The sequence below is a fragment of the Bacillus sp. PPSBB_2 genome, from assembly GCF_045291115.1.
Classification (GTDB): Bacteria; Bacillota; Bacilli; order Bacillales; family Bacillaceae_G; genus Bacillus_A; species Bacillus_A cereus.
The window spans coordinates 2,880,060-2,901,151 of sequence record NZ_CP147983.1; the positions used below are offsets into that span (position 1 = coordinate 2,880,060).

Sequence of the window (21,092 nt, forward strand, 5' to 3'; positions counted from 1 at the left end):
CCACAGTAAAATGAACTTATCAATTGAATCGGTTTTCCCACTCATATTTCTCGGATATTTGTTTTAATTCTTCTAACATATCATGAATAGATAATACCTCAAATAAAATAATAGATTCACTTGAAAAATGGTGATGATAATGATTTGGTTTATAATCTTTTAAATCATTTTTATAACTCCAAGTTGGGATGTTATAAAAATCACAAACTAACACTGTAAGAAAAACTGCAATCCCAGTTTTAATCACTCTTCCTCCAACGATATTCCATTTTCTATCTTGATTCATTTTTTATATCCTTCATTCCTGTTTCATTTTATATACATATATTATATATTGTTAAAATAAAAAAACCTACTACTTGAATATTCAAGAGTAAGTTTTCTATTTCATTATAGGTAAATGCATTATTATTTGTTGGCCAATTGGCCCCATTCTTCTAAAACCTTTATCTTGGAAACCAACTTTTGCATATAAATTTTGTGCAGGAATATTTCTTTCATTCACAGCAAGTACAACTTCATTTTTTATTGGAAAATAACGTTTTACAAACTTTTGTAATAGTGACAGTGATTTTTTAGCATATCCCTTCCCTTGTCTATTGTGATTTATAGAAAATGAAGTTAAAAGTAAAGCATCCTCATTATCTGTGAACTCCTTTACTCTATCTCCCGTTTCCAATGCGAAAAGACCCACCGGTACCCCATTGCGATCTAAAATAACAATCACATTTTTTGTATGATCACTTTTTGCTTTCTCCAGTAATGCGCTTGGATCTGATGTAAACTGAACTTGTTCACTTGGTAAAGTAAATGTTTGTATAACTTCTTTATATTTCTCCTTATACGGAGCTAATTGAATTTCCCCTGTGTGTATGTTCATGCTAAACTCTCCCATTTTTTAGCTTATTAACTTATACCTTGCTGTGCTTTTGAATGCACTCTTCCATCTAAAAAGGTAATTTCAACAAATGAATTTGGATCGTTCCCTTTCCAAGCAAAAATTTGTTTAATTTGTGTAGAATGCTCTACCCCTTCTTCTATAAGTAAATCTCCTTCAAAACCAATTAAATCTTTCACTTCTGTATAAGTCATTCCTTCATTTATACTCGAGAAATGATTTATATTGATAGACTCTTTCTGTTGCCTTTCCATCACAGTAGAAGAAGTTGCTGTTTGGTTTTTCACTTCTTTTCTCTGTTCACACGCTGTCATACTGAAACCTAAGCATAAACTAAACAATATACATGCGCTTTTTTTCATCATAACAGTTGTCCCTCCCATCATAATTAAACCATATATTCCCTTAAAAATAAACTGAATATTTAATATTATATTTAAAAACCTCGTACAATTAAGTACGAGGCTAATTTCATTTATTCAAATGATTATTTGATTGATCATCCTGTTCTTTTCTTAACTCTTGTTCTTCATCTTTTGGTAATTGTTTATCATTATCTTTAATTGGATTCGTTTCTCTATTTTCTATCATATCATTTGGAACTTGTGGCATTACTCGGCCCACAATAGCGGCTAATTCATCTAGTATACCTTCACCTGTTTTTCCTTTTTTAATTTGCTTTCCGATTTGTTTGAGGCGTTCATACGTATCAACATCTGCTACAACGACTGCATTAGCACCGTCAGGGTCATTTTTTAAACTTTCTGCAACAGAGTACTTAATTGATTCAACTCGAGTTCGATCAAGTTTTGCTTTTACATCAATACCTACAATAGCATATTTTCCAACAACGACCGCTGTTGCATCATTCACACCTGGCACACTTGCTGCTAAAGATGCTAAATGATCTGCTGCTTTTTCATTTGGCTTATTTGATTTATTCGTATAATTAACATTTTTCATTGAAACATTTTTTTGTTCCGGCTTTTCGTTTGGATTGTCTTTTTTTCCAATACTGCATCCAGTTATAACGAAGCAAAGCATCAATATATATATTAGAGTTTTCATTATTTTCACCACTTCACTATTAAGGTTTAATCATAAATTTTTTCAACAGCTTGCATTTTCTTTACCTTTTCCTCAGCCCCGCTATTAGCATTAATGAATATTTGGTACGTATCTTTTCCTAAAGTGCCTACAAATTCATAGCAAAGTACTTCATTATGCAAATCATTGACTACTAAAGCTTTACGTTCTTCCATAACTTTTACATCCGGATTGATTTTCTTTCTTGCTTCTGCTGCAGTTAGCTTTGCCGATGGAACTGTTCGCTTTTGATGTGACGCTAAGTATTCTTTTGCGGAGAACCCAACGATAGAACCATCATCTAAAGCAATTTTCATTTGGATTGCTTCTGGATAAATTCGTACTCCATTTTCATTTACTACATACGTAAATACACCAACATTATCATATTGAGAGCTATCATAAAGCTCCATATTATTAAACTTATGGTCCTTTAAAAATTTCAAACCTTTACTACCTGCATCGTTTAAACTAACTTTCTGTTCTTTAATTTCGCGGTTATTCATAACCCAAATTGGATATCCGCCTTTTCCGGTAATATCCATATAGAACTCATTGTTCGTTGCTTCATCTTTAATTTTCACACTATAGAAGGATTCTTTCGCACCTTTTCCGCTTTTCTCAACATCTACTTTTTCATTTCCTTTTAAATTCAAAAATGATTTGGCAATTTTCGCCGCTTCATCTTTAGAAATTGCCTTTCCTTCCGCTTCAAATCCACCTTTTTTATTTTTTTGCGCACTTGTAAAGGTCGGTCCGAAGTTTGTAGAAGAATATGATGTTACGTTTTTCTCTACAGTTTTCAATCCATCAATAATTGTGTTATCTGCTGGATCGCGATTTGATGCAAGTGCCATTTCTACATCCATCCAGCGTAAATTATTTTTCAAAACAAGATGTTGTACTTTTCTTAGTTCATCTTGTATATTTCCTGCATTTGAATATAAAGTTTGTAGCGTTTTATATTCTTGCTCATTTAACGGCTCTTTTTCTAAATCACGAATGGCTGCACGGTAACTGAAATCACCGATATTCGCTAAAAATTCTTCCGTTTTATTAAATGGCATTAATGTTAAAGGAAGTTGCCCTACATCCGAGCGAGCTTCAGATGTTAAACGCCATACATCCGCTAATGCAGGTGATAAAGATGATCGTGAATTCATCGCAAGTGTTGTGCCAATTTTATCGTGTAATAAATCGACTTCGTATGCTAAATCATGGAATGCACGTTGATAGCTATTTTCCGCTCGAATTAAAACTGCATTTTTCTCTTGGTGCTCTTTATAGCCCCAATAGCCTGTTCCTACTACACCGACTGTTAATAATACAATGATAATACCTCGTAACATTGTCCCACCTCCGCTCTATTTACAGAAAATATGTTTACCGATTTTTTTAATTTGTGGACGAGTCCAAATCCATTTACTAGTCGCAGTATCTGGATTGAAATAATATAAAGCATTTCCTGTTGGATCCCATCCGTTAATCGCATCTAAAACTGCTTTTTTTGCTGTTTCATTTGGCGTTAAATATATTTGTCCATCGGCTACCGCTGTAAATGCTCTAGGTTCAAAGATTACACCTGAAACAGTATTTGGGAATGACGCACTTGTAACACGATTCAAAATAACGGCAGCTACTGCAACTTGTCCTAAATATGGTTCACCGCGTGATTCTCCGTATACTGCGTTTGCCATCAGCTGAATATCATTTTGAGAATAACCGTTCGGAACATTTGTCCCTTTATTTTGAGGTGGTTTATTCTCTTGTGCAGTTCCGCCGCTATTTCCTTTATTTGTTGTCGTCCCTTTATTAGCAGTTGACTTGTCATACTTCGTTGCCTTCACGAGCATTTGCTTCGTTTTAGCTCCAGCTAAACCATCAACGGGTAATCCGAATTTCTCTTGAAAATTCCGAAGTGCCCAATATGTACCCCATCCGAAAACACCATCCACTTTTCCCGTATAAAACCCGTTATATTTCAAACGAGATTGCAGTTCAATGACATCTTCGCCAGATGCTCCTCTTTGAATAACTTGATTAGAAAAAGCTTCTACATTCTTTAGTTGTATACTACTGACCATTAAAGACAGTCCTATGAACGCAAGTAAAACTGCTATTTTAAAAATAGCTTTTTGGCGCATAATTTTCCCTCCTTAATTACGGAAATGATTTCTTGGTTATGTTTTGTAAAAGCTTCGCTTTTATGTAAAGAAGACAAAAAAATCCAAACTAATATCGTTGAAAAAATATGTAAACAATATAAAAAAAGGATAAAAGGAGTTCATCATGAAGAAATCTTTAAAACACATCGCACTCGTCATTCTGTTCCTAACAACATGTTCAAATATATATACAGGCTCATCAATTGTTCATGCGCAGCCACCGTATGCCAAATGGGGTAAACTTGCCGTAGAAAAGACGAAAGAACAATACCCAAAAGCAGAAATTATTGACTATCTTCATATAGGTAGAAAACCAAAAACAGTTCAAATAACTGTTGAAAAATTTAAATTGTGGTTACGTGAGAACGGAAAAGAATACGGTGTTTTTGTTGATGTAGAATTTGAAACGAAGACGGAGAAATTTATAAAGCTGTCGTTTCAGAAGACGAGTAGATAAAGTGAAACTTTAATCAGTGGGGGTTTTGTTCATCTCCCACTGATCATCAGCCCTCACCAATCGGACTTTTACGGGCAGCCCGACAAATAGCTGGATAAAGTGAAACCCCCACTGTTAAAAACAGACACAGTGGGGGTTCTTGCATTTCTAAAATTCTTTTCTAAAGTTTCGATTCCCTAAAAATCTTACCAATATACAAATAGCACCAATTACAACTGCTATCCCTATACTGTATAAAAGTACTTTACCATATCCACCTATTCTCGGATCTAAAAACGGATATGGATACCAATTCACGATTGGACCACGTATTAAGCTATATACAACGTAAAAAAATGGGAATAAAAGCCAACTTGCAGCTTGTTTCCAAGTGATTTTCTTAATAGGTGGATTTAAAATCCAATCTAAAAGCATTGTAATCGGCATGATATAATGTAGCACAGTATTTACCCATGGTATTGCCGTTTGAAGTGATTCTTCTAACCCTCTTAATAATAAAAAATAAATGAGTCCAGTCGTAAGTATGTATACCGTTGCTGCACCACGAAGTATACCAAACTGTTCTGAGCGACCAAATGTAGCTGTTCCGATACTACTTAAAAGGAGAATACATGCAACTAAAATGTTACTTTCGATAGTGAAGAAACTAAAAAAGTTAACTGGGTTGAACGGTTTCACTTGTGCCCGTATTATAAATTGCGTAATGATTGTACTAAATGCTAGAAGGCTTAAACATAGTCTAAATAAAGATAAAATTTTTTCATCTTTCATACATTCCCTCCTTTTCTTATATATAATTAGAATTTCCCTGTACATGCTCAATAAATAATTTTAACGGAACGAGCCCACGTTTTGGCATATGACTACTTATAATAGCTACTACTTCTAATTGAGGAATGATAACGATGTATTGTCCGCCGTATCCCATAGCGAAATATATACAATACGGTATGTGAAATCTTTCGTTATGTAATACCCACCAGTGATATCCATATGCGCCCACATGTTCATATGTTTCAAATTGCGCCCTACTTGACTCTTCTAACCATTTCGCTGATACAATTTCTTTTTCATTCCAATATCCATTTTGCAAACATAATTTTCCTAATTTTAATAAATCGGTAGATTTCATTTTCATACCGAAGCCACCTACATATATACCCTGCGGATCTTGTTGCCACTCGTATTCGTTAATTTTTAATGGATCAAATAAATATTTCTTTGCAAACCGCTCTGTCGACATTCCAGTAGCTTCTTGAATAATATAGCTCAGTAAATGAGAAGAACCTGAATTATAATTCATTTTTGTAGCAGGTTCTTCAATTATTGGCTTCTCTAATATGTACTGTACCCAGTTCTCTGATTCTACAAAGTCATTTGGGAATACTACTCCATTCCCAAACTCTTTCCAGCCCTCACCAGTAGTCATTGTTAATAAGTGATATAGCGTTAAATCATGTTTTTCCCCAGGTACATTTTCAATCCACTCTGTAATTGATGTATGTATATCATTTATATAGCCCTTATCAATTGCAATACCAATTAATAAAGATACGATACTTTTTGTAATCGAATTTATTTTATATAAATTATTTGCACATTCGGGTGTTTTATAATACTCAGTTGTTAATTCCCCTTTTTGATAAACAAGAAATGTATTCACTTTTTTCTTTTCGAATTTATTTTCTAGTTGCTTGAAATCCAAAAACTTTACCTCCATTTAAATAGTTACTCCATTTATTATATCTTGTTCCTTCATTTTAAACATAATTGTGCTCAAATAAAAATAAACCTGTCAGCCATAATGAACTGACAGGTTTATTTTTATAATTTTGTACGAACATTCCAAAGCTCCGGGAAGAATTGTTGATCAAGTACTCGCTTTAAATAAGAAACACCGGAGGATCCACCTGTACCCATTTTATGTCCAATAATTCTTTCTACTGTTTTCATATGACGGAAACGCCATTGTTGTAGCCAGTCTTCAATATCAATCAATTTTTCAGCAAGCTGATATAAATTCCAATATTTTTTCACATCCGCATACACTTCCAACCATGCTGCTTCTACTGTTGCATCTTCTTCATAAGGCTGCGTAATATCACGGTTTAACACATCTTTATGAATAGGGAATCCTTCTTTTACTAATGCTTGAATCGCGACATCATATAGACTTGGTGCATGTAGCGCTTTATGAAGTCGTGCATGTAATTCTGGATCCTTTTCATAAATTTTTAATGCGTGTGGCGTTTTATAGCCAAGTGCATACTCAATCATACGATATTGATACGATTGAAAACCTGAAGCTTGACCGAGTGAGTCACGAAACTCAATATATTCTGATGGTGTTAATGTCGCAAGAATATCCCAAGATTGAATAATTTGAGACTGAATTTTTGATACACGTGCTAACATTTTAAAAGCTGGTTGTAATTTATCTTGTTTAATAGATTCAATCGCCGCATTTAGCTCATGTAAAATGAGCTTCATCCAAAGCTCACTTGCTTGGTGAATAACGATAAATAACATTTCATCATGATGGTCCGATAATCTTTTTTGAGAAGATAGTAAACTATCTAATTGTAAATACTCCCCATACGTCATATTCTCTTTAAAATCCGTATGAATCCCTTTTTCCATAATTACTTTTTCATTTTCTTTCATATTAGCCAAACGCCCCTTTTATATGATTCTACTTATATTGGTCTAATAACGGCTCGAACTGGACTTCCATCTGCATCAGTTAATGCAAGTGGTAATGCAATAAGTTCATAATCACCGTCTGCTACATGATCTAGTACGACATTTTCTAAAATATGAATTCCATGTTTAAATAATTGATGATGCGCTGCTAATTCTTTATCATCTAGCGGATCAACTGATGGTACATCTACTCCGATTAAACGAATACCTTTCTCTGAAAGAAACGACGCTATGTCCGCACGTAAATGAGGGATCACCTCTGGAAATTCTTCAGCTTTTCCATGTGAAGATGTACGTAATAATAATCGTTCTACACCTTCTAAATGAAAGCTTTCTAATTCCTTTTTCCCGATGCTTTCAAGATTAGAAACGTCAATAATCCGTGCTGGGCCAACATAAACTTGAACATCTAAATCCAATACTTTCTTTCCATCATTATCAAAATGAAATGGTGCATCAATATGAGTGCCTGTATGAATACTCATCGTTAACTTTCCGACATTTACTGAGCCACTTTCTTCTTTTGACCATGAAACTTCATACGAGAACGGTGTGTCTCCTGGCCACGTTGCAATATTATTATTTAGCGGTTGTGAAATATCAATCCACTCTGATGTTTTCATATTTATGCCACAACCTCTCGCTTATTTGCAAACTGCTTATACTCTTCATTTTTCATAATTTTCTTTAATATTTGTACAGATTTCCACACTTCTTCGTATGTGTTATATAAAGCGACCGGCGCAAGTCTCACCCCATTTGGCGCTCTAAAATCTGGGATTACTCCATTTGCTTTTAGTGCTTTACATATACGTGCTGCTTCTGCATGCTCTAAATAAATGTGCCCGCCTCGTTTTTCATCCTCTAATGGATTTCCAATTGTAAATTCGAAATCTTTTAATTCATGTCCAATTAAATTCAGCATGTATCTCGTAATATGTAAAGATTTCTCACGTAAACGTTCAATACCAGCATCTTTGAAAATTTCAAGTGAACCAATTAATGGTGCTGTACTTAATACGTGCGGTGTACCAATTTGATAAGCACCTGCATGATCAGCAGCTGTTAATGTATGCTCCATATCAAACTGTTTATCTTTTCTAGAACTAAACCATCCAGACAATCCTGGCAGTCTATTAAAATGTTTACTATTTACATAAAGGCCTGCAACACTACCCGGTCCTGCATTTAAATATTTATAATTGCACCAAACAGCAAAATCGACATCCCAATCTTTGAAATGATGCGGAATAGATCCTATTGAATGGCATAAATCAAATCCAATGTGAATGCCGCGTTTATGAGCTTCCGTTGTTAAACGTTTCATATCAAGAATTTGACCACTTCTATATAAAACAGAAGGTAATAAAATTAAAGCGATATCATCTTCCATCGCATGGATAATATCTTCTTCAGAAAGTGTTCTACCATCTCGGCTTTTCACTCTTACTAAATGCTCCTCTGGATCTAATCCTTTTAAACGAATTTGACTTTGAAGTGCATAAATATCTGATGGGAAAGTTAATTCATCCGCAAGTATTTTTGTACGTATTCCTTTTGGTTCGTAAAACGTCGCAATAACTTGGTGTATATTTGTAGTTGTAGAACCGGTTACAATAGTTTCTTCCGGTAAAGCACCAATAAGAGGGGCTGTAAGTTTACCTAATTTCTCTGAAAGGAAAAACCACGGGTGCTCACCTTCTGTCCAGCCGTCAATGCCATACTCTTTCCACGAATCTAGCAACGTAAATAATGATTTCTCTGCTCTTTTTGAAAGTAGCCCTAATGAGTTTCCATCTAAATATATAGTACCTTCTTTTTTATAGAATTCAGTTTGAAAATCTTTCAGTTCATCATGTTTATCACATTCAAGCGCATACTCATAAGTTGGTTGAAATGGTTCTTTATACATGGTGTCACCTTCTCTTAATTTTCTTTTTATTCTAACTAATTGAAATATATCACCTTAATTGATACAACGTCAATGATATTATGTCAGTTGACTTTATATATGAACTTCTTTTACAATACAGTTATATTTTCAGATATTTCAGTATAAAGAGGTGATTCTTTGAAAAACTCTACTCTTTCATCAAGAAAACACCGCTCCTTAGAAACGAAGAAGAAACTATTACACTCTGGTTACACTATTTTTATAAATAATGGATTTCAAAAAACGACAATTACACAAATTATTAAACATGCAGAAACTGGTTACGGAACAGCATATGTATACTTCAAAAACAAAGATGATCTCCTAATTAGTTTAATGGAAGATGTTATGAATCGTTTTTATAATATCGCTGAACGCTCTTTTTCTCCACAAACAAAAGAGGAAGCACGTATAATGATCCAAAATCAAGTTAGAGCATTCCTGCAATTAGCAAATGAAGAACGCGCTATTTTGCAAGTTGTAGAGGAAGCGATAGGATTATCAAGAGAAATACGGCAAAAATGGGATGAGATTCGGGAACGTTTTATAACAAGCATTAAACAGGATATTACTTACTCTCAAGAAAGTGGATTAGCACAACCTAATTTAAATAAAGAGATTGTAGCACGCGGTTGGTTCTCGATGAATGAATCGTTTCTTTGGACTATTACGCAAAATGACAAAAAGATTAACTTAGAGGAAATTGTGTATACGTTAACGGAGATGTATACGACCGGGTTATATAAATAGCACACCTTCAATAAGGAAGGTGTGTTATTTTACATCTATAAAAATATATTAACTGGGTATGGTAGCGCTAAAGTAGGCTTTTCAGAAAATGAGAAATATTGTAGTTTTAAAGATTCACCATCTATCGATTTCAGTTTTCCACTAGTAATTTCACATTCAAACACAACAACAATATATTCTACTTGATCGCCATTCGGATATATATGACGGAACCTTTCCCCTCCAAATACCCCTTTTTGTTTTTTTACTTGCACTTTCAAACCCGTTTCTTCCCACACTTCACGAACTACCGCTTCTTCTGGAGTTTCTCCAGGCTCAATTGCTCCAGCTGGCAAACTCCAGTATTCTCCGCCAGGATATTGAAATAAGATTTCTCCCTGCTCGTTTTTAATAACTGCAGCTACACTTGGCATGAATATTAGTTCATGTCCTAATTGCTCCCGGATTTTTTTATAATATAGCGACATCGACATATAATTCTCTCCCACTCCATTAATGAATAACTGTATTTTCTGACATATATTCTATAATAATACCAATAACAATTTCTATATAGAAAGGATAAGAAAATGACCCAAGTACAACTAGTAAATAGCTTTCTATCATTTTTAGGTACGACAAAACAGCCTACTAACTTAAAGTTTTTAAATGAGCTTATTAAAGCTCATCAAGAAAAAATAAAATGGGACACCCTTACTAAAATAATTGACTGGGAAAAGGGGAATGAAACAGGTAATTATTTTCCTTCCATTGAGACATACATAAACCGTATTACAACAAAAGGTCTGGGCGGTACTTGTTGGACTCACTCGATTGGATTCCATTGGTTATTATCAAATCTTGGTTTTGATGTTCAATATATGTATATGGACCCCGGACATTTATGCTTACGGGTTAACTTAGACCAACCTTATTATGTTGATGTTGGTTACTGTGCACCTTTATTCCAAGCTTACCCACTTTATGAATCATTTCAAGTAAGTAATGTAAGAGAAACTTTCACTTATGAAGTCTCAAATAATAAGATTGAAATTACTAGAAATCTAGGTCCCACAAAAACCTTACACATAGAACCAATACACTTATCAAATATGAAAGAACTTATTTCAAGGTCTAACGATTGGCGTACATCTCCTGTATTAAAGAAAATTCAGATTTTCGGTTATATCGATGGCATTCCGACTTCTATAAATGATAATGTTTTAAAACAATATTTCCAAGGTAAGAAAAGAGAACAAATCATTACATCTTCTGAACTTAATTATTCGATAACAGAAAGATTTTGTGTTGACAAAGAAATATATGAAAGAGCTATTGAGATTTTCAATGAAAAATCTTCAAACAGTAAAAGCATTACTCATGAGATTGAGTAACGCTTTTACCTTAATATATTTTTAATATTAATCTTCTTTATGATAAGCAGCTTCTACACATTCTGCTAGACGCTCCATTTGTTCCATAGTTAAACCTCGTGATATCCAGCCTGTTAACTTATACATCATTTTATAATAAAAATTACTAGGTTCATATTCTGAAATTAATGTTAGTGCTGTACCTTCCTCATCTTCTTCTAACATATAAGTCATTGCTGAATATCCTTGCTTCATTTCACTACCAAGTGAAATAATATGCGGTGCATCGTATTCAAGGATTTCTACTTCAGCCTCGAATATTTTCTTACCGACTTTTTGAACAGTAATATATTTATCTCCTACACGTGGATTCTCTTTATCCATATTTGAAGGATAGCGATTTTCTATTATAAACGTATTCCATTCTTTTATTTTTTCATCTTCTATTATATAGTCACATACAATATCCATTGGTGCTTTTATTACTATTTCAATTGCAAAACTCATTATACTGCCCCTCTCAAATACCCTATCCATTTCTATTTAACTAAATCATTATGCCATATTTTATATAGTGAAATACAAGTGGAATTTTAACTTTTATTGCGAGAATGTTTTTCGTAATAAGAAAATCATGAATAAATAATTTAAATACTTATTCATGAAAAATGTTTTACTAACAATACAACAATTAAATATAACGCAACGAGTAGTCAAGCGATGCCCATACTTTTATTTTCTTTATTTTTAAAATTTTGCACTCCTAAACTAACTAACATAATCCCTATAAGCGTTTGTAAAATTAGCATACTCTGTTCCGAAACATCATTCCAACTATAAATGGAATACCCCATTACAATAATTGCAAGTACAATCGTTAAGATCCTATTCATATGAAAATCCTTCCTATAAAAAAAGAAGCCACTAAGTTTCCTTAGTGGTTTTATTAACAATTTATATCTAGTAAAATTACTTTTTATGAGTTTGATATAAGTCAATAGAATTTCCTGGCCAATATAACTATGTATGTTAGCATACTTTTTCTTTATTCAGTCTACTTACAATTCCAACTATAAATTTATATTCAATCCTCTTCTTCTTAATCTTTTTAAATCCTTCTTTCGTATCAAAAATTAAACACGTTTTCCGAAACCACATTCGTACATATAGTGACTCAAAATAAATAGGTTTTATAATTCCTCGTTCTTCAAATTCAGTTCCATCTTTATTTTCGGTTTCTGTTCGAACGAACCACCTATTTCCGAAGCCAATTTCAATATACTTCACATAAGTCCCCCTTCCGGGAATTATTTTCTAACAATTCTATTATTTCCCCGGTAAGCGCACATTCCGACAGAACATGAGCCCACAAAGAAAAAGTAGATTACAAAAATCTACTTTATAGCTTATATTTCTGCATTCGTTTATAAAATGTACTTCGAGGAACATTTAACAGTTTTGCGGCTAACGAAACATTTCCGTTCGTCTTTTCTAACGCTTCAATCATGCTATCACGCTGTATTTTTTCGCGAAAATTCAATGTATGTTCTGTTTTATTTTCAACTTGTAACTCAAGTTGTTGTTGATTTCCCGTCATTGTTTGTATCAAAAAAGCGACTTGCTTTTCGCATATTTCCCGTCCTTGCGACAAAATGTAAATACGTTCTAATACATTTACTAGTTCCCGAATATTTCCGGGCCATGTATGTTGTAAAAATTGATTGTATATACTCTTTGGAAATACAACATTCCAATTCTTCCGTTCACAAAAGTGTTGTATAAAATATGGGATATCCTCTTTTCTTTCTATTAACGATGGAACATATAACGGATAAACGTGCAAACGATAATATAAATCTTGACGGAATTTCCCTTCTTCTACTAACCTTAGTAAATCTTTATGTGTGGCAGTAATAATACGAATATTTACTGGTACCTCTTTTGAACTTCCTATTGGAGTTATTGTGCGTTCTTGTAAAACACGCAATAAGGCTACTTGCATCTCTGGTGGTACTTCGCCAATTTCATCTAAAAACAGTGTTCCTCCATTCGCTTGTTCAAATTTCCCTTTATATCCTTGACGTCGCGCACCTGTAAACGCACCTTCAGCATAACCAAACAATTCACTTTCCATTAATTCTTTAGGCAAAGAACCGCAGTTAACAGCTATAAAGGGTCCGTCTTTTCTTGGACTATTTTCATGAATCGCTCTCGCGACATATTCCTTTCCTACTCCTGTCTCACCACATACATACACACTAGCATCAGTCGGTGAAACAAGCTTAATTTCTTCTAGTGTGTGTTGAAATGCTTTACTTGTCCCGGTAACTCCTGGAAAAGTAATTCCTTTTATAAATGTGAAAGCAGAATATGTATTCATTTGTTTGTTTTCCTTTAAATACATACATTTCCCGATCATTCTTTCATTACTATATACCGGTATCTCTAATTTAGTTTCCAATCCATGGTGCACTAAATCTTCAAGTTTCATTCTTGACCAATTAGTTACTCGTTCCCGAACGCTCTTACTCGCAGAAACGATAACATCACGATGATTACAAATAACTACTTGTTCATCACTATCAATGACATCTAAAAAACGATGGATTAAGTGTAATTCATTTTGATGAACTCTTATGCTACATTCACGTTCAATCGCATGTGCAATTGAAGTTACCATACCGAGCATATATGGATGCGAAAATTCAATTGGACAGGAGAAATCTAGAATACCAATTAATTTCCCGTCATCGTTATGAATAGGAGCAGCCGCACAACTCCAGCTATGAGATACCACGGAGTAATGTTCAGTACCACTTATCATAATAGCTTCTTCAATTTCTAACGCTGTTCCTATTGCGTTTGTCCCCACAGCTGCTTCCGTCCATTTTACACCTTCAATAAAATTAATATGTTTCGCTCGCTTTAACGTTTGTTTATTTCCACTTAAGGATAGGACATAACCATCTGGATCGATTAATAATGCCATCATTTGTAGTTCATCAATGGTTTTTCTCATATTTTGTATTTGGGGTAATGCTATATCAAGGAAAATTTCACTCTTTTTCTTTTGTTCTCGAAAAATATTAGAAGACAAAACTTTCTGACCTTTATTCATATGAGGATTAACATTAGCCTGTTTACATCGATGCCACGATTCTGAAATTCTTTGATTTATGCGATTTGAATCAAGAACACCTTCATTAACAAACTTTTTCCATGTATGTAAGTAAAACGGTGAAGCTAACATTGTATCATCTCCCTTTTAATTGTTTTGGAGATTTATAAAACATACTTTTATTATAAAACTGAATAAAAGCGTTTTCAATACAACTAGCAATACGACACAAATATGTTAATAATTTGAATATCCTAATGCACTTCTTTATTCTTTTTTAGTAGCACTATATTTTGTATAATGGATGCAAAGAAAATACATAACCAAAACCACTTTTGTGGATTACCATTTATAAAGAAAACAATCACGGCTATTGCAAATAAAATAGCGGATGCTAAACTAAAATATAATTTTGTTTTAATTTCTATTATCCCTCACCCCTCTGTTACTTTACAGTACATACTAACTCTTCATTTTTTATCTCTACTATGTACTCCTGTAAAACATATTCTTTCCCGCCATGGTTTTCATACCATTCATGTATTCCTTTAATATGCCTCTCGTCACTTCTAATTTTCGATTCTATTTCATTATACTGTTCATAACTATCATATTCCCATATGGCAAATACTTCAGACGTACCATTCTTATTATCTTTCATCCAGCGTCCTATTAGCCTAGAACCATGCTTTAATTGATTAGGTAAGTTCGTATTATTGAAATGATCATTAAATACTTCTATAAATTCATTTTTCACTACATAGTACTTCCTTCTGTAAAACATACTTCTTCACCTCTTTCATGAAAAGTATTGGTAAATCTTCCCATCACTACCGTATTATAATACTTTCCATCCGATAGTCTTTTGTCATTTTTCAAAATGCCTTCTACTTCAAAACCTAATTTTTTATAAAGATGAATAGCTTTCTCGTTTGTCTCTAATACTTGTAAAGATATTTTATTCACTGCATTTTCGTCAGCCCATTTAATAGATTGTTGTAATAGGCTCTTCCCCATTCTATATCCCCAAAACTCTTTTAAAATGCAAACGCCAAACTCCACTTTATGAGATAATCTCTTAAAATTTGATCCTTCACATCTTGAAAATCCAACGATTCGATTGTGCACTTCTGCAACTAAAAAGAGATTCTTAGTCTCTTCACTATCTGTTTTTATTATTTTTTGAAACCCTAGGTCATCTATAAATCCCTCTCCAGCATCTCTATCCATATTTTCAGTTTCTCCATCAATCTGAACTCTAATTTTCGATAACTGCTCAGCATCTTTCTCAGCTGCAGAACGAATTGTATAAGTTAATCCATTTATATAAAACTCTTGCTCTTTTACAATCATGTCAAACTCCTTTCAAATGAATATAATGGCGCTATTACAACTTGTTTACCTTGTTTCTCAAAGTCCTGAACAGTTTCTTTACTAGCCTCTTCGTCAGTTATAATAATGTCAATTTCTTTTAGAGACTCTCCTCTTATAAAACAATCTATTCCAAGTTTATTATGCGGAACTAAACAAATATTTCTTCTAGCAATTTCACTTACTCTTTTACTAAAATAAGCAACTTCAGGTGTTGCAGTACTAATACCTTGTAATGAAATGCCTCCACCTGTAGAGAAATAAAGATCAATAGAAAATCTACTTATCAATTCAGAGGCAAGTGTATCAGTAATATTCCCTGAAGGTTTTACTTTTCCGCCAATTAAATACGTATCAATATTCTTATATTCTCGTAGATAACCAGCTATTTCTATAGAATTCGTAATAACCGTAAATGATACTTCTGGTAAATATTTCAGCATCGCATTATGAACGGAAGCCCCACCAATAAAAATTGAATCACCTTCTTGTATATAAGATACCGCAACTCTTGCAATTGTGTCCTCATATATTGAGCTATCACTATAACGTTTAGCTGGTTCCGCAGCTAAGTTTCTCACTCGCGTAAGTTCAATTGCACCTCCGTGCGTTCTTTTTAATAAACCATCCTTTTCCATAATAGACAAATCTCTTCTTATAGAATCAATAGACATATCAAATCTTTCCGCAAGATCCTTTGCGATTACTCTTCCATCTGTATTAAGTAGCTCTAAAATTTTCTCTCGACGCTCTTCAGTAAACATGTCATCACCACCGTTATTGAAGATTCAGAAACTTAAACTTTATTTTAATTATATGCATGCCTCTTCCATTTTACAATATTTTCAATTCTTATTTATTCCGTTTTATACAGTCTTCTCCCTCTTTCTATCCTGTTAACTTGACAACCGAACAAATATATATCTGTATATTACGAAAAAATACTTCCATTCATCTTCCTATTGATGTAAAATTATTCCTATGTTTTACTTTTTAATACAGAAAGGGATTACTATGAAACCATTAATCAAAACGACATGTACAGCATTATTATTTACTGGAATATTAACAGGATGTAATAGCAATACTACATCAAAACAAGAAAAGAGCGCTCTCGAAAAGAATGCAATGCACTATGGGGAAATATTTAAAAACGAATACTATAGAGCAACTGTTGAAAATGCTAAATTCGAAAAAATAGACAAAGAGTGGCGTCTCACAGCTCGCGTTACTATAAATAACGCTCGTGTTGACGGACAAACGATAGATCTTTCAGAAATAAAATATTTCATAAAAGATGACAAAACGGGTGAAAAATACGAAGGTAAAGTTATACAAAATGAAAATGCTAAAAAAATTCCATCTGAATTTTCTTTAACTACTGACATTGAATTTAATATGAAAACTTCACCAAAAGATTTAAATAATATGTATTTATACATAGATAGCAAAGCAGCGCCGTTAACAGATACATATTGGAAGCTTGATAATTTAGTATCTAAATAGAAAGACCAGTCTTACATGACTGGTCTTTTACATTCATACATTTAACTTTCATTAACACTTATATTCATTTTCTAATAACAACTTGAATAACATCAGCTAAACCAGTGTGCCCTTTCCCTTCAATTCGCTCTTGTTCGCCATTAAAGAAATGAATTACCTTATGTTCTTCACACCAAATAAGGATATCAATTGGATCATACAGCATATCAACATCTTTTGGTCCACCAGTACCATAGTTTATTTGTTTTTTTGAGTAAACTTCAAACATAATTAAACCACCAGGCTTTATCGTTTGTATCATTTTACCTAATATCATTTTTTTATAATCATCATGAAAATGTCCAAATACCATAATTGCTGCATCATATTCATTTTCTGGCAAACTATCAGCTAATAAATCTACTTTTTTTGTATGCACGTTTACGTTATGCTTCTCTGCCAATTTTTTTGTCTTCTCTAATCCATCTTCCGAATAATCAATAGCTGTTACTTCGTTCCCTTGTCTTGCTAGAAATACAGCATTTCTACCTTCTCCCTCCGCGAAAGCTATTACTTTATTGTGATTTGCTAAACGAAATGCTTGTTCTTTAATAAATGTATTAGGTTCTTCCCCGTAAAAATATTCATCTGATTTATATCGATCATTCCAAAATTTAGTCATCATCTTCTCTCCTTCTTCATATCATTTTCTAACTACAATTAAAGATATCAAAGAGTCTTTTTATCCTTAATTAATTTAAAAATAAAAGCAGATTAAAAATCCACTTTTATTTTTTTCGCAAGATCTACGATTTTTTGATTTCGTAACTCTTCTTCCATTTTCTCTTCTGCTGCAAGCATTACTTCATTAATTAAACATCCAGGTTTGTCATGTAAACAACATTCAAACAATGATGTTTTACCTTCAATTGCATGTATAATATCTAAAAATGAAATATCTTCCCAATTCTTACTAAGCGAGTAACCGCCCTTTGGACCAGATGATGAATGTATCATCCCTTCCTTCGTCAACTTAGTTAGTATTTTAGACAAGTACGTTGGTGAAACATTTTGCATTTCTGCTAATTGGTGAACACTAACTAACTTATTTGGTGTAGCCTTTGCCAGAAAAAGCATTGTATGAAGAGCATAATTTGTAGCTTTAGAATATTTCATAGTACAGCCCCTATTGTAGACTTCATGTATCTACAATAACTTTATTTTTTTATTATGTCAAACGTTTGTAATGCTCCATAAAAAATTATTTCTTCACAAGTAATACATCTGTCGCACAAATCGTCACTTCTCTAAATGGACAGTCGAATAAAACACCTAGTTCAAAACCATCTTCAGTAAGAGCTATTTCATGATATAACCACCAAGAATTTTCAAAGTTTTCCGGCATAGAACACTTTGTTACTCCTATAAAGGTTACTTCAAATTTATCAAATTCACTAAAAGTACCACTGCAATCTAATACGATAGACAAAGTATCTTCTGACTTTCTCTTTACTACTTTAATTACACTGTCGTGTAATGATGTCTTGTGTAACTGAACGACATTTGACGGAAGTTTTTTCTCAATGGAATTAAAATATTCTACGTATGATTGATCTAATTGTGCCACTCTTTTCTCATAATCTGTTGACCACTTTCGCATACGTTTTTTCAGTTCACCTGATGGGTATTCTGAATTAGTTGTGATGTTTTGTATAATTGAGTATATCGATTCAGGAAGGAACTTTAATAAATCTATTTTCCTTTTCTCAATTTCCTCCTTTAAACTTTCTATATCCATTTCCGACCATTCTTTTATAGAATCTATAAAACTTACAAATTCTAAAACTTGCATTTCTTTATACCAATCTCTTGTAAAATATTTCAATGACACCTCTCCTAAAACATCTTTACATCCAGTAAAAACAATATATCCACTTATTATATCATTCCAATAACCATTCTTTCTAAAGAAAAAATGTAAAACTGTAAATATTCCGCCTATTATTTCTAAAACTTCAGAATATTTACAAAAGTATAAAATTAGAATACATTTTAGCTGTACAAGATTCACCTGTACAAAAATTCAAACAAAAAGGGATGGTTATATGTTGAAGAAATTAGTAGCAGGGACATTAGTAGCGGGTTTTGCACTAACTGGAGGACTAGGTGCGGTAAGTGCTGAAGAAAAAAGTAACACAATTAAGTCATTTGATTATTTAAAAGTGGATGAACAAAATGTTAATTCATTTGCAAAATTAAGTGAGCAGGATAAGAAAGATATCCAAATTACTATGGTATTACCAGAGCAAAATGAAAATGGAGATTGGCTAGCTTATGGTTTTACTAGCCGTGAAACATTAGATGCGTATATTGAAAAGGATAAAAAAGAAATTAAAAATAAAATTAATCCTTTAGGTAGCGGTGCTGGTAGTACTGATTTTTATGAACATAAAGATAAAGGTGGACAATATATTTACTGGAGTAGCGGCTTTAAAAACTTACCATCTAGCTGGAATGACAGAATTTCTTCTGTAAGTACAGCGTCACCTTCTGCAAGTTATTCAACTACACTTTGGGAGCACACTTCAACACAAGGATATGGCAAAGGCGTTTTATTTAAACATGCTGATTGGTACGGTAAAACTGCTAATTTAGCTGCTGATTGGAACGATATTACTTCAGCGATTGAAATTAAATAGTAATAAGATATTTAATTTCTTCTGAGGGTGTTGCAAAACTCATAAATATCCAAAAATGAATGCATAAAGAAACCCGTTTTCCTGGAAGAATGATAGTATCCTAAAACTATCTCCAGAAAGGACGGATTTACTAGTATGATAACCAATTTTGATCAAAATCAATCCATTTTACAAATTTTATTTGCCTACGTAGACAGTTTAACCATTGGAGGCGTTCCGCCTATGACAGGCCGCCCACCCATCTGTAGAAAAGCTTTACTCAAATGTTTTTTTATAAAAACGGTATTCCAGATCAATTCATTACGTAAGTTAACTCGTTTTTTACATCAATATCCTTCATTTCGTGTATCTTGTGGCCTTTCGCTTGTTCCTCATATATCTACTTTTTCACGTGTAGGCACTTGGTTTCGCAACGAAGAAATTCCGTTGCTTCATAAACAAATTCTTCAAGAAAAGAATTTAGGGTTAATTCCGTGCGTTTTAATTGATAGTACAGCCTTACGGAGTAGTTTATATGATTCTCAAGCGAAATGGGGAAAATCTACTCGCTATGGTTGGTATAAGGGATATAAAACTCATGTCTGTTCTACACCAGAAGGTGTTATATTGTCGTATGCATTTACAACCGCAAATGTACATGATAGTAAAATAGCTCCTGCATTGCTTCGGGATATACAAAACCAAAATGTGTTATTTTCCGTTGCAGATGCCGCTTATGATAGTCAGCACATTCATGAAATTGCCGGAGCATGTGATATCTTTGCGATCAATCCAATTAACCCGCGTAATAGCGGACCAATCAAAAGTACACATCGTCGTGTAGTGTCTCATTTTCTACAAACTACCTTTGGCAAACAGTTGATGAAAGAGCGTGGAAAAATTGAACAACAGTTTAGTCATCTCAAAGATAAAGGGCTGGAACAGCCACGTTGGTATGGTCAAAATCGCTATCTATTGCATGTTCAGCTAGTTTTTCTGATTCATAACATTGCATATTTATTTTAGTTTTGCAACACCCTCTTCTTCTATAAAAATTCAAACCACTATTCTCTCTTTCATTTAGAGAATAGTGGTT

General features: G+C 33.3%; 28 protein-coding genes. 6 read left to right on the forward strand and 22 right to left on the reverse strand.

Annotation, left to right across the window (positions count from 1 at the left end):
- Window positions 1-19: 19 nt before the first annotated feature.
- The 6 genes from V6946_RS14385 to sleB form a co-directional block, all read right to left on the reverse strand.
- A complete protein-coding gene (locus V6946_RS14385) occupies window positions 20-286 on the reverse strand; it encodes a hypothetical protein (protein WP_366981840.1) in 267 nt (88 codons plus the stop codon).
- A 96-nt stretch (window positions 287-382) separates the two neighbouring features.
- On the reverse strand, window positions 383-895 hold the full coding sequence (locus tag V6946_RS14390) for a GNAT family N-acetyltransferase (protein WP_155893663.1): 513 nt from the start codon (window positions 893-895) through the stop codon (window positions 383-385).
- Window positions 896-906: 11 nt separating this feature from the next.
- Window positions 907-1,263 (reverse strand): hypothetical protein, encoded by a 357-nt coding sequence (locus V6946_RS14395; protein WP_000976446.1) that lies wholly within the window; start codon window positions 1,261-1,263, stop codon window positions 907-909.
- Between the two features lie 106 nt (window positions 1,264-1,369).
- Window positions 1,370-1,966, reverse strand: coding sequence for a YhcN/YlaJ family sporulation lipoprotein (locus V6946_RS14400; RefSeq protein WP_000854053.1), 597 nt, complete (start codon window positions 1,964-1,966; stop codon window positions 1,370-1,372).
- Window positions 1,967-1,992: 26 nt separating this feature from the next.
- Window positions 1,993-3,333, reverse strand: coding sequence for a germination protein YpeB (gene ypeB, locus V6946_RS14405; RefSeq protein ID WP_000943727.1), 1,341 nt, complete (start codon window positions 3,331-3,333; stop codon window positions 1,993-1,995).
- A gap of 15 nt (window positions 3,334-3,348) precedes the next feature.
- Entirely contained in the window at window positions 3,349-4,128 is a 780-nt protein-coding gene (gene sleB / locus V6946_RS14410) for a spore cortex-lytic enzyme (RefSeq protein WP_001249053.1), read from the reverse strand.
- 145 nt (window positions 4,129-4,273) lie between these two features.
- Between sleB and V6946_RS14415 the strand changes: the two genes are divergently transcribed.
- A complete protein-coding gene (locus V6946_RS14415) occupies window positions 4,274-4,606 on the forward strand; it encodes a DUF3889 domain-containing protein (RefSeq protein ID WP_000749105.1) in 333 nt (110 codons plus the stop codon).
- Window positions 4,607-4,753: 147 nt separating this feature from the next.
- Here the strand turns inward: V6946_RS14415 and V6946_RS14420 are convergent, their stop codons facing one another.
- From V6946_RS14420 to kynU, 5 genes are all read right to left on the reverse strand, one after another.
- Entirely contained in the window at window positions 4,754-5,377 is a 624-nt protein-coding gene (locus tag V6946_RS14420; RefSeq protein ID WP_000650958.1) for a Pr6Pr family membrane protein, read from the reverse strand.
- Window positions 5,378-5,393: 16 nt separating this feature from the next.
- Window positions 5,394-6,311 (reverse strand): serine hydrolase, encoded by a 918-nt coding sequence (locus tag V6946_RS14425; RefSeq protein ID WP_006919175.1) that lies wholly within the window; start codon window positions 6,309-6,311, stop codon window positions 5,394-5,396.
- A 119-nt stretch (window positions 6,312-6,430) separates the two neighbouring features.
- Window positions 6,431-7,270: a tryptophan 2,3-dioxygenase gene (kynA, locus tag V6946_RS14430; RefSeq protein WP_000661957.1), complete on the reverse strand. Its 840-nt coding sequence runs from the start codon at window positions 7,268-7,270 to the stop codon at window positions 6,431-6,433.
- A gap of 32 nt (window positions 7,271-7,302) precedes the next feature.
- Window positions 7,303-7,932: an arylformamidase gene (gene kynB, locus V6946_RS14435; RefSeq protein WP_000858074.1), complete on the reverse strand. Its 630-nt coding sequence runs from the start codon at window positions 7,930-7,932 to the stop codon at window positions 7,303-7,305.
- Window positions 7,933-7,934: 2 nt separating this feature from the next.
- Window positions 7,935-9,221, reverse strand: a complete 1,287-nt coding sequence (kynU, locus tag V6946_RS14440) for a kynureninase (RefSeq protein ID WP_006919154.1) — start codon at window positions 9,219-9,221, stop codon at window positions 7,935-7,937.
- A gap of 159 nt (window positions 9,222-9,380) precedes the next feature.
- On the opposite strand from kynU, the gene V6946_RS14445 reads away from it, so the two are divergent.
- Window positions 9,381-9,992, forward strand: coding sequence for a TetR/AcrR family transcriptional regulator (locus tag V6946_RS14445; RefSeq protein ID WP_000798542.1), 612 nt, complete (start codon window positions 9,381-9,383; stop codon window positions 9,990-9,992).
- A 35-nt stretch (window positions 9,993-10,027) separates the two neighbouring features.
- On the opposite strand, the gene V6946_RS14450 is transcribed toward V6946_RS14445, so the two are convergent.
- Entirely contained in the window at window positions 10,028-10,465 is a 438-nt protein-coding gene (locus V6946_RS14450) for an NUDIX domain-containing protein (RefSeq protein WP_000062926.1), read from the reverse strand.
- 96 nt (window positions 10,466-10,561) lie between these two features.
- On the opposite strand from V6946_RS14450, the gene V6946_RS14455 reads away from it, so the two are divergent.
- Window positions 10,562-11,365: an arylamine N-acetyltransferase gene (locus V6946_RS14455; RefSeq protein ID WP_006919151.1), complete on the forward strand. Its 804-nt coding sequence runs from the start codon at window positions 10,562-10,564 to the stop codon at window positions 11,363-11,365.
- A gap of 27 nt (window positions 11,366-11,392) precedes the next feature.
- Here V6946_RS14455 and V6946_RS14460 read toward each other — a convergent pair whose 3' ends face one another.
- From V6946_RS14460 to V6946_RS14490, 7 genes are all read right to left on the reverse strand, one after another.
- Entirely contained in the window at window positions 11,393-11,851 is a 459-nt protein-coding gene (locus V6946_RS14460) for an SRPBCC domain-containing protein (protein WP_000006415.1), read from the reverse strand.
- 206 nt (window positions 11,852-12,057) lie between these two features.
- Window positions 12,058-12,237: a DUF3953 domain-containing protein gene (locus V6946_RS14465; RefSeq protein WP_001079915.1), complete on the reverse strand. Its 180-nt coding sequence runs from the start codon at window positions 12,235-12,237 to the stop codon at window positions 12,058-12,060.
- A gap of 136 nt (window positions 12,238-12,373) precedes the next feature.
- Window positions 12,374-12,631, reverse strand: a complete 258-nt coding sequence (locus V6946_RS14470) for a DUF3977 family protein (protein ID WP_000873828.1) — start codon at window positions 12,629-12,631, stop codon at window positions 12,374-12,376.
- Window positions 12,632-12,743: 112 nt separating this feature from the next.
- Window positions 12,744-14,594 (reverse strand): sigma-54-dependent Fis family transcriptional regulator, encoded by a 1,851-nt coding sequence (locus V6946_RS14475; RefSeq protein ID WP_000881435.1) that lies wholly within the window; start codon window positions 14,592-14,594, stop codon window positions 12,744-12,746.
- Between the two features lie 313 nt (window positions 14,595-14,907).
- Entirely contained in the window at window positions 14,908-15,246 is a 339-nt protein-coding gene (locus V6946_RS14480; protein ID WP_000499991.1) for an NIPSNAP family protein, read from the reverse strand.
- Window positions 15,219-15,815, reverse strand: a complete 597-nt coding sequence (locus V6946_RS14485; protein ID WP_000635682.1) for a GNAT family N-acetyltransferase — start codon at window positions 15,813-15,815, stop codon at window positions 15,219-15,221. Before V6946_RS14485 ends, V6946_RS14480 begins: the two co-directional genes overlap by 28 nt.
- Window positions 15,812-16,597: a DeoR/GlpR family DNA-binding transcription regulator gene (locus V6946_RS14490; protein WP_006924315.1), complete on the reverse strand. Its 786-nt coding sequence runs from the start codon at window positions 16,595-16,597 to the stop codon at window positions 15,812-15,814. The genes V6946_RS14485 and V6946_RS14490 overlap by 4 nt, the downstream gene beginning before the upstream one ends.
- A 250-nt stretch (window positions 16,598-16,847) precedes the next feature.
- Here V6946_RS14490 and V6946_RS14495 point away from each other — a divergent pair, with 250 nt between their 5' ends.
- Window positions 16,848-17,339, forward strand: coding sequence for a hypothetical protein (locus tag V6946_RS14495; RefSeq protein WP_000803253.1), 492 nt, complete (start codon window positions 16,848-16,850; stop codon window positions 17,337-17,339).
- A 64-nt stretch (window positions 17,340-17,403) separates the two neighbouring features.
- Here the strand turns inward: V6946_RS14495 and V6946_RS14500 are convergent, their stop codons facing one another.
- From V6946_RS14500 to V6946_RS14510, 3 genes are all read right to left on the reverse strand, one after another.
- Window positions 17,404-18,003 (reverse strand): class I SAM-dependent methyltransferase, encoded by a 600-nt coding sequence (locus tag V6946_RS14500; protein ID WP_366981836.1) that lies wholly within the window; start codon window positions 18,001-18,003, stop codon window positions 17,404-17,406.
- Window positions 18,004-18,092: 89 nt separating this feature from the next.
- Window positions 18,093-18,494 (reverse strand): Rrf2 family transcriptional regulator, encoded by a 402-nt coding sequence (locus V6946_RS14505; RefSeq protein WP_000877650.1) that lies wholly within the window; start codon window positions 18,492-18,494, stop codon window positions 18,093-18,095.
- 85 nt (window positions 18,495-18,579) lie between these two features.
- Entirely contained in the window at window positions 18,580-19,203 is a 624-nt protein-coding gene (locus V6946_RS14510) for a DUF4085 domain-containing protein (protein WP_006924313.1), read from the reverse strand.
- Between the two features lie 220 nt (window positions 19,204-19,423).
- On the opposite strand from V6946_RS14510, the gene V6946_RS14515 reads away from it, so the two are divergent.
- Together V6946_RS14515 and V6946_RS14520 are read left to right on the forward strand one after the other, a co-directional pair.
- Window positions 19,424-20,017 (forward strand): hypothetical protein, encoded by a 594-nt coding sequence (locus V6946_RS14515; RefSeq protein WP_006924312.1) that lies wholly within the window; start codon window positions 19,424-19,426, stop codon window positions 20,015-20,017.
- Between the two features lie 135 nt (window positions 20,018-20,152).
- On the forward strand, window positions 20,153-21,022 hold the full coding sequence (locus V6946_RS14520) for an ISNCY family transposase (RefSeq protein ID WP_023520903.1): 870 nt from the start codon (window positions 20,153-20,155) through the stop codon (window positions 21,020-21,022).
- Window positions 21,023-21,092 lie beyond the last annotated feature (70 nt).